The 8827-nt window shown below is 62.8% G+C and carries 7 protein-coding genes and 1 pseudogene; 6 read left to right on the top strand and 2 right to left on the bottom strand.

Features of this window, described 5'->3' with window-relative positions:
* The first annotated feature begins 494 nt into the window (after positions 1-494).
* From ABD906_RS10265 to ABD906_RS10290, 6 genes are all read left to right on the top strand, one after another.
* A complete protein-coding gene (locus tag ABD906_RS10265) occupies positions 495-2006 on the top strand; it encodes a malonate--CoA ligase (RefSeq protein WP_345099315.1) in 1512 nt (503 codons plus the stop codon).
* Between the two features lie 22 nt (positions 2007-2028).
* Positions 2029-3201 (top strand): MalY/PatB family protein, encoded by a 1173-nt coding sequence (locus ABD906_RS10270; protein WP_345099316.1) that lies wholly within the window; start codon positions 2029-2031, stop codon positions 3199-3201.
* Between the two features lie 223 nt (positions 3202-3424).
* Entirely contained in the window at positions 3425-4135 is a 711-nt protein-coding gene (gene modA, locus ABD906_RS10275) for a molybdate ABC transporter substrate-binding protein (RefSeq protein ID WP_345099317.1), read from the top strand.
* A gap of 84 nt (positions 4136-4219) precedes the next feature.
* The gene (modB, locus tag ABD906_RS10280; protein ID WP_345099318.1) at positions 4220-4897 is read left to right on the top strand and encodes a molybdate ABC transporter permease subunit; all 678 of its coding nucleotides are present in this window, start codon (positions 4220-4222) and stop codon (positions 4895-4897) included.
* Positions 4894-5970, top strand: coding sequence for a molybdenum ABC transporter ATP-binding protein (modC, locus tag ABD906_RS10285; RefSeq protein WP_345099319.1), 1077 nt, complete (start codon positions 4894-4896; stop codon positions 5968-5970). Before modB ends, modC begins: the two co-directional genes overlap by 4 nt.
* A 161-nt stretch (positions 5971-6131) precedes the next feature.
* Positions 6132-6497: a winged helix-turn-helix domain-containing protein gene (locus tag ABD906_RS10290; RefSeq protein ID WP_345099320.1), complete on the top strand. Its 366-nt coding sequence runs from the start codon at positions 6132-6134 to the stop codon at positions 6495-6497.
* Positions 6498-6641: 144 nt separating this feature from the next.
* Here the strand turns inward: ABD906_RS10290 and ABD906_RS10295 are convergent, their stop codons facing one another.
* Both ABD906_RS10295 and ABD906_RS10300 read right to left on the bottom strand, forming a co-directional pair.
* A complete protein-coding gene (locus ABD906_RS10295) occupies positions 6642-7832 on the bottom strand; it encodes an aminotransferase-like domain-containing protein (protein WP_345099321.1) in 1191 nt (396 codons plus the stop codon).
* A 307-nt stretch (positions 7833-8139) separates the two neighbouring features.
* Positions 8140-8694 (bottom strand): annotated as a pseudogene (locus ABD906_RS10300) (cation:dicarboxylate symporter family transporter); the annotation flags it as partial.
* Positions 8695-8827: the final 133 nt, after the last annotated feature.

Genomic DNA, 8827 nt, shown 5'->3' on the forward strand with positions numbered 1-8827 from the left:
ATCAACCCAACCCCTGAAAGCATCAAAGCTCTCACAAGAAAAATCTGAGGACGAACCGTCCTTCCGTCCGGCAGCGCCGCCGCCGTCGTTGATGGTCGTGATATAGGCTGGCCGTTTTCCCAAGTCAACAGGGTTTGTTCAAACCGGTCCAAATTTATTCGTTCCGCCGCCCGCTTATGGATAACAACCGGTGAAAAACGCGCGTCAGGACGGCGGAGGCATCCCGATAAGTGATTGATTTTCCGTCGGTTCAGAGGGCGCCCTTGGTATTCACCCGGGCGGGAAAAGAAGCAATCCGCGCATGAACAAGGCGCCATGCCCCCCATGAACAAGGCCGTTCCGGTCCTTACGGGGCCAATGGCCGGCGCGCTCGACAAGTGGGCGGCGGGCGACATACGATCCGTTCGGCTTTCAGCGCCGCGCAAGCCAGCAAGGGGGGCAGGTCGGAGCACGGATGGAACGCCTTCCCCAGCCGGAAGAGGAGAGAAGACGCCGTGACCAATCCGCTTTTTGACAGCCTGGTTGCTCCGCTCGCCCTTCGCGACGGAACCTTCATCATCGATTCGGCCGGGCGGGAGACGAGCGGCAGGGACTTCCACGCAATGGCCCTGTCCTTCGCATCCACCCTCACCCGACTCGGGCTCAAGCCCGACGACCGCATGGCGGTGCAGGTGGAGAAGACACCGGAAGCTCTCGCTCTCTATTGTGCCGCCCTGGCGGCGGGAATCATCTTCCTGCCACTCAACACAACCTACACCACGGAAGAGGTCTCCTATTTCGTGTCGGATGCGGGCGCGGCACTTCTGGTGGGCGACCCGGCCAAGACCGAATCGCTCGCACCGCTCGCCGAATCGCATGGCGCGCGGTTCGAGACGCTCGACAGGAAAGGCAAGGGAAGCCTGCGGGACAAGGCCGATTCGACCGCCACCGACTTCCGGCCGGTCGACCGGGGACCGGACGATCTCGCGGCGATTCTCTACACCTCCGGCACGACCGGACGGTCGAAGGGGGCGATGCTTACGCAGAACAACCTGCTCTCCAACGCCGAAGTGCTGGTGAAGGAGTGGCGATTCGACTCGCGCGACGTGCTGCTGCATGCGCTGCCGATCTTCCACACGCACGGGCTGTTCGTCGCCTGCAACACGGTGATGCTGTCCGGCGGTACGATGATCTTCCTGCCCGGCTTCAAGACGGACGAGGTGATTCGGTGGCTGCCGAAGGCCACGACCATGATGGGCGTGCCCACCTTCTACACGCGGCTTCTCGATTCGCCCGCCTTTACGCGCGAGCTTGTCGCCCACATGCGGCTGTTCACCTCGGGCTCTGCGCCGCTGCTTGCCGAGACGCACCGGCAATTCGAGGAGCGCACGGGCCACCGGATCCTCGAACGCTACGGCATGACCGAGACGAACATGAACACGTCCAACCCTTATGACGGGGAGCGACGCGCCGGCACGGTCGGTTTCCCGCTGCCGGGTGTGGAACTCAAGATCACGAATCCGGAGACGGGCGCCACCCTGCCCGCCCGCCAGCCGGGCATGATCGAGGTGCGCGGCCCCAACGTCTTCAAGGGCTACTGGCAGATGCCGGAAAAGACGAAGGAGGAACTTCGGGAGGACGGATTCTTCATCACCGGAGACATCGGCGTGATCGACGAGGATGGCTATGTCACGATCGTCGGCAGGGCGAAGGACCTCATCATCACCGGCGGTTACAATGTCTACCCGAAGGAGATCGAGCTCATTCTCGACGAGCAGCCCGGGGTTCTCGAAAGCGCCGTGATCGGCGTGCCGCATCCGGACTTCGGCGAGGGCGTCGTCGCGGTGCTGGTACCGAAACCCGGCGAGAAGATCGATCTCGAGACGATTCGCGAAGCCATGGCGCGCCAGCTTGCCCGCTTCAAGCAGCCCAAACATATCGCTATTGTCGACGAACTGCCCCTCAACACCATGGGCAAGGTCCAGAAGAACGTGCTGCGCCAGCAGTTCAAGGACCTGTTCGCCTGAGCCATCCCAGCCGGAGATATCCATGAATTTCGACGAAATCATCGACCGCCGCGGAACCCACTGCTCCAAGTGGGACACGTTGGAAGCCCTCTATGGCCTCTCGCCGGACGACGCACTAGCGATGTGGGTCGCTGACATGGACTTCCGTCCGCCAGCGGCGGTGCAGCAGGCGCTCGAGCGGATGATCCGGCATGGCGTCTATGGCTACTTCGGCGACGAGCGCGACTACAAGGCCGCGATTTGCTGGTGGATGCAGAACCGGCACGGCTGGGCGGTCGAGCCGGAGTGGATCTTCACGGCCAACGGCCTGGTGAACGGCACGGCGCTCTGCGTCGATACCTGGACCGAGCCGGGTGACGCCGTGGCCCTGATGACGCCGGTCTATCACGCCTTCTTCCGGGTGATTCGGGCCAACGGCCGCGAAGTGCGGGAGCTGCCGCTGAAAAACGCGAACAACCGCTACGAGATGGACTTCGAGGCCTGGGACAGGCTGATGACCGGGCGCGAGAAGATGCTCATCCTCTGCTCGCCGCACAACCCGGGCGGGCGCGTTTGGAGCCGCGAGGAACTGGAAGGCGTGGCAGCCTTCGCCGAGCGGCACAACCTGATCGTGGTTTCCGACGAGATCCACCACGATCTCGTCTACCCCGGCAACCGGCATACGCCGATGGCAGTCGCAGCGCCCGGAATCGCCGACCGGCTGGTGATGATGAGCGCGGCAACCAAGACCTTCAACATCGCCGGCGCCCATGTGGGCAACGTCATCATCGCGGATGAAAAGCTCCGGAAGGCGTTCGCTCAGCGCATGATGGCGCTCGGCATCTCGCCCAATTCGTTCGGCATGCAGATGGTGACGGCCGCCTATTCGCCGGAGGGCGCTGAATGGGTGGACGCGCTCATGGACTATCTCGAGGGCAACCGGCGCATCTTCGACGAGGGAATCAACACTGTTCCGGGGCTACGCTCCATGCCGCTCGAGGGTACCTACCTTGCCTGGGTGGACTATTCGGGCACCGGCATGGACCAGAAGGAAGTCTTGCGGCGCGTCGAAAAGGAAGCGCGAATCGCCACCAATTACGGGCCAACGTTCGGCAAGGGCGGCGAAACCTTCCTGCGCTTCAATCTGGCCATGCCGCGCTCCCAGATCGAAGAGGCGGTGAAGCGCCTCAAGGCCGCCTTCGCCGACCTGCAGTAGGCGGGCCAGATTATGGCGGCAGCATAGCGACTGCCGCCTTCCCTGCCCTGATTGCGCGACGGCGGATGCGGCGTCAGTTGATCACGGTGCCGCTTGCGCCGCTTCATCATCTCGCGCAATATAGCCAATCGGCTATAACGGAAGGTCCCAATCAATGCGGCGATTTCTTCCCGCCCTTTTTTGCCTCACTCTGCTAGCGGCTCCGGTGCGCGCAGATACGGTCATGGTAGCCGTGGCGGCGAACTTTGCCGATACCGCCCACGAAGTGGCCAAGGCCTTCGCCGCCCGCAGCGGACATCAGGTCATTCTCTCGTTCGGCGCAACGGGGCAGCTCTACACACAGATCACGCAAGGGGCTCCGTTCGAGGTCTTTCTTGCAGCAGACGACAAGCGCCCGAAGCGGGCGGTAGACGAGGGCTATGGGGTAGAAGGCAGCGTGTTCACCTATGCTATCGGCCAGCTGATGCTCTATTCGGCGGACGAGGACCTGATTCGCGGCAAGGAAACGCTGGTCGACGGCGATTTCGAGAAGATCGCCATCGCCAATCCCGAGGCGGCTCCCTATGGGGAAGCGGCCGTCGAGGCCATGACGGCGCTCGGCGTCTATGATTCGCTCAAGGCGAAGATCGTGCAGGGACAAAGCATCGCCCAAACGTTGCAGTTCATCAAATCCGGCAATGCAGAGCTCGGCTTCGTCGCGCTCGGGCAAGTCATCAAGATGCAGGGAGGATCGCGCTGGATGGTGCCGCAGGAATTTTACCGGCCGATCCGGCAGGACGCGGTGCTGCTCGAGACGGGCAAGGACAACCCCGCTGCCACGGAATTCATCCGGTTCCTGCAAGGGGACGAAGCCGGTGCAATCATCAAGCACTACGGCTATGCACGCGAACAACAGAGCAGTTCAAACCTTGATGGTAACGTCAAACCGCTTTGACTGCCTGCGCCGCGCGGAAGCAAACCGTTAAGAACAGACAGGCATTCTTGCGGCTGATCCAACACCGGGAGGGGCGGAACGACGTTGGGAGAACTCTGGTCACCGATCCTGCTCACCCTCGAGCTGGCGTCGATCACGACGGCAGTCCTGCTGCTCGTCGGCACGCCCATCGCGTGGTGGCTCGCCTGGTCGGAACAGCGATGGAAAGAGATCGTGGCCACCATCGTCGCGCTGCCGCTGGTGCTTCCACCGACCGTACTGGGCTTCTATCTCCTGATCGCCCTCGGGCCGAACGGCCTCGGCGGATGGTTCGGCTGGCTCACCGGCGCGCGCACCTTCGCCTTCACCTTCGAGGGGCTGGTATTCGGCTCGGTGATTTATTCCCTGCCCTTCGTGGTCCAGCCAATTCGCAATGCCTTTGAAGCAATGGGGCGAAGGCCCCTCGAAGTGGCCGCCACGCTGCGCGCCTCGCCGTGGGATCGGTTCTTTTCCGTGGCGCTTCCGCTGGCGCTGCCAGGCTTTCTCACCGGCGCCGTTCTGGGATTTGCCCACACGGTGGGCGAGTTCGGCGTGGTCTTGATGATCGGCGGAAACATTCCCGGGGAGACCAAGGTTCTCTCGACCGCCATCTACGACTTCGTCGAGACGCTGCGCTGGCGGGAGGCCCACATACTGTCCGCCCTGATGCTGGTCTTTTCCTTTGCCGTGATCCTACTCGTCTCGATCCTGGGCCGGCGCAGTCCTCGCGGGGACGCGTCATGAGCGACCGGATCAAGATCGCGCTCGACGGGCGGCTCGGTAACTTCAACCTGAACGTGGACCTTGCCCTGCCGATGCGGGGGATCAGTGCCCTTTTCGGACCTTCGGGCTGCGGCAAGACCTCCATTCTGCGGTCGGTAGCAGGGCTCAACCGCATCCCCGGAACCATTCAGGTGGGCGGCGAGACCTGGCAGAACCACACGGTCTTCCTGCCCACCCACCGGCGGCCGATCGGTTATGTTTTCCAGGAGGCGAGTCTCTTCCCCCACCTCTCGGTGCGGCAAAACCTGCTCTATGGCGCGAAGCGGACCAGATCACCCGGTGTGATTCGTTTCGATGACGTTGCCGAACTGCTCGGCCTTGGCCGCCTCATCGACCGCTCGCCGGCGAATCTCTCCGGCGGCGAACGCCAGCGGGTGGCCATAGGGCGCGCGCTGCTCTCGCAGCCCAGCCTGCTGCTGATGGATGAGCCGCTGTCCGCGCTCGACCGGCAGGCGAAGGATGAGATCCTTCCCTATTTCGAGGCACTGCACACCGGGCTGAAAATCCCCATCCTGTTTGTCACTCACGACATCGCCGAGGTAGAGCGGCTGGCCGACCATCTCGTGCTGCTCCGGGAAGGCAAGGCCGTTGCCTCGGGGCCGCTTAACGAGGTGCTGTCGGCGCCCGATTCGCCGCTCTTCGCACGCAGCGACTTCGCCGCCGTGCTCGGCGGGCGGGTGGAGCGGATCGACCCGGACGGAATTGCCACGGTGCAATCGGACAACATGCGGCTGCTGGTTCTGGGGGATCGCCTCCAGCCGGGAGAACCCGTGCGCGTGCGCATCGCCGCAAGCGACGTGTCCATCGCCCGCAGCCGCGCTGCTGATTCGAGCATCCTGAACGCGCTTCCGGTGCGAATCATCCGTATCGACGACATTGGAGCGCATGAGACCAGTCTGCTGCTCGATCCGGGAAATGGTACCGGCCTTTTCCGTGCGCGAATCAGCCGGCGTTCCGCGATGCGACTCGCACTGCGCGAAGGCGAGGACGTGATCGCGCAGATCAAGAGCGTGTCCATCGTGGCAAACCGCTAGAGCCCCGCGAAAATACCGTTACATCGGCTGGTGCGCATTTCCTGAAACAGTTCCGGGTTTTCGTGTTGCGTGTTGGTCTGGCGCAGGCGGCCAGTTGTTCATATCCTCTCCAGCAACAGAACCCGGTAACCCGGGCGAAGGTAGAAGTGGGGGCAGTGGGCATGGCGACGATCAGCCTACGAATCGATTTCGGGGACAAGCGGCTCGGTCCGGGAAAGGTCGAGCTGCTGGAACGAATCGCAAAATACGGCTCGATCGCCGCGGCCGGCCGGTCGATGGGGATGTCCTACAAGCGCGCGTGGCTGCTCATCGACGAAACCGACAGGATCTTCGGACAGCCCACGGTCGAGCGGCAACAGGGCGGCAAGTCCGGCGGCGGAGCACGCCTTTCGCCACTGGGTGAAACCATCGTGCGCGAGTACCGACAGGCGGAGAAACGCGCGGCCGAAGCGATCGCCGCGCAAGTCTTCGCCCTGGAGCGGAACATCATTGCGGACGCTTCAAGCAACGGGGAGCAGAGGAACTGAGGCCCTCAGGCCGCCAGCAGAGTGTTCCTTCCGGTTCGTTTGCGCTGCCAGATCCGCTGCAGGGGCGCACAAAAAAGAAAAGCCGCGGGACCGCCACGGCTTTTCAAATATGCCCCTCGGGGGCCGATTCCGGGTGACCGAGCCCTACGCCATTTCTTCGGCAACCAGCTCGCAGAGCTTCTTGATGCCGAGGTCGATGGTTTCCTCCGGCAGCAGCGAGTAGCTCAGGCGCAGGTAATTGCTACCGGTCCCGTCAGGGAAGAAGGCCCCACCGGGAACGAAGGCGAAGTTGCGCTCAACCGCCTTCTCCAGCAGCTTCGCCGCGTCCAGCTGCTCCGGCAGCTTGACCCAGACGAAAAGGCCGCCGGCCGGTTCTGTCCACTCCATGCCCTTGGGCGCGTATTTCCTCAGGGCATTCAGCATCGCATCCCGGCGAACCTTGTAGACCTCCTTGGCCTTTGCAACCGCCTGCTCGAACTGGTCTGCGGCAATGCGATAGGTCACCTGCTGATTGATGGTGGCGGTGTGAAGATCGGACGCCTGTTTGATGAGCGTCAGCTTCTGGATCAGCGCGGTCGGACCGCAGATCCAGCCGATGCGCAGACCCGGCGCCAGCGTCTTCGAGAACGTGCCGCAGAAAAGCGTGCGGGTGTCCTCGAACGAACCCGACATTTCGGCGTCCAGCGCCGCAATGGGCGGCACGCTTTCCCCTTCAAAGCGAAGTTCCGTATACGCGGCATCCTCCACGATCACGGCACCGGTCCGGTGGGCAAGCTCGATGGCGGCCTTACGATCCTCGACCGAAAGGGTCTCGCCCGTGGGATTGGCGAAATCCGGCACGAGGTAAAGAATGCGCGCGGACGTAATGTTGGTCTCCGCCTTGCCATTCGCAAAGCGCACGGCCCGATAGGACGGCTCGTAGGCAGAGAAGGACTGCAGGGCGCCCAGATAGGTCGGCGCCAGCGTCACGATTTCACTCTCGGGATCGATGAACAGCTTGCCGATCAGGTCCAGGGCCTGCTGCGAGCCATGCGTGATCAGAATGTGGCTCTCGTTGCAGGGCACGCCCTTGGCGTTCATGTAGCTCGCGATCCAGCGACGCAGGGGCGCGTAGCCCTCGGTGGTGGAATACTGGAGCGCATTGGCGTCTTCCGCCAGGATCGATGCATAAGCGTCGCGGTACGCCTGAACATCGAAAAGCGCCGGATCGGGAATGCCGCCGGCGAACGAAATCATGCCGGGCTTGTCCAGAAGCTTCAGCAGTTCCCGAATTTCCGAAGCGCGCATCTTCGCACCGCGCCGGGACAGCGCGCAATTCTGCAGATTATCCGTCATGTTATCCCTCAATACGCAGACCGGACCCGGCGCGCCCCACACGAGCGCCGCCCCTCACCCAACACGCACTGCACCTCGCCACGCCGGATACCACGCCGGACATCCCGGCCGGAAACCGCGTCGCCAAATGGATGGTCCGCTCACCGGGAGCGTGTGAGGGGTACATTCCGTATCTCCTGTTTCAACCCGCGAATGGGTCAGCCATATTGACCAAAATACGCTCTTCTAACGAACGATCAATAAAAATTCGCTGCCCCGCGGGATCAAAACTTGCGCAGTTTGACGCAAGTTCGCGCAGGCCTGCATATCACTTGTGCAGGGCTGCGGCGAACGCATCCTGATCGAGCTCGTTCTCCCAGCGGGCAACGACGATCGTCGCGACGGCGTTGCCGACCAGATTGGTCAGCGCCCGGCATTCCGACATGAAGCGATCGATCCCGAGAAGAAGCGCCATGCCGCCCACCGGTATCGAAGGGACGACCGACAGGGTTGCTGCCAGTGTGATGAACCCGGCACCCGTGATCCCCGCTGCGCCCTTCGAGCTGATCATGGCCACAAGCAGAAGCAGCAGCTGATCCTCCCAGGAAAGCGGAATGTCCATCGCCTGCGCAATGAACAGAGCAGCAAGCGCCATGTAGATGTTGGTGCCGTCAAGGTTGAAGGAATAGCCCGTAGGGACGACAAGTCCCAAGACAGAGCGGTCGCAACCGGCCCTCTCCATTTTTTCCATCAGACTCGGGAGAGCGGCCTCGGAGGACGAGGTGCCGAGGACGAGCAGCAACTCATCCTTGATGTAGTGGACAAGTGCCAGAATGGAGAAGCCGTTGTATCGAGCAACGATGCCCAGGACCACCACCATGAACCGCGCCGGGTTTGCCGGAGGCTCCAACTCCCCTGAAGTGCGCGAGCGCGCGGTGCGGCTGGTTCTCGACAACGAGGGTCAACACGCGTCGCGCTGGCAGGCGGTCATGTCGATTGCGGCGAAGATCGGCTGC

The sequence above is a fragment of the Chelativorans composti genome (assembly GCF_039541695.1).
Taxonomy (GTDB): Bacteria; Pseudomonadota; Alphaproteobacteria; order Rhizobiales; family Rhizobiaceae; genus Chelativorans; species Chelativorans composti.

What these genes read in the sequence shown, in the direction of transcription:
- ABD906_RS10270 (WP_345099316.1), top strand. Translation starts at nt 2,029, where the DNA reads ATGAATTTCGACGAAATCATCGACCGCCGCGGAACCCACTGCTCCAAG.
- modA (WP_345099317.1), top strand. Translation starts at nt 3,425, where the DNA reads ATGGTAGCCGTGGCGGCGAACTTTGCCGATACCGCCCACGAAGTGGCC.
- modC (WP_345099319.1), top strand. Translation starts at nt 4,894, where the DNA reads ATGAGCGACCGGATCAAGATCGCGCTCGACGGGCGGCTCGGTAACTTC.
- ABD906_RS10290 (WP_345099320.1), top strand. Translation starts at nt 6,132, where the DNA reads ATGGCGACGATCAGCCTACGAATCGATTTCGGGGACAAGCGGCTCGGT.
- ABD906_RS10295 (WP_345099321.1), bottom strand. Translation starts at nt 7,832, where the DNA reads ATGACGGATAATCTGCAGAATTGCGCGCTGTCCCGGCGCGGTGCGAAG.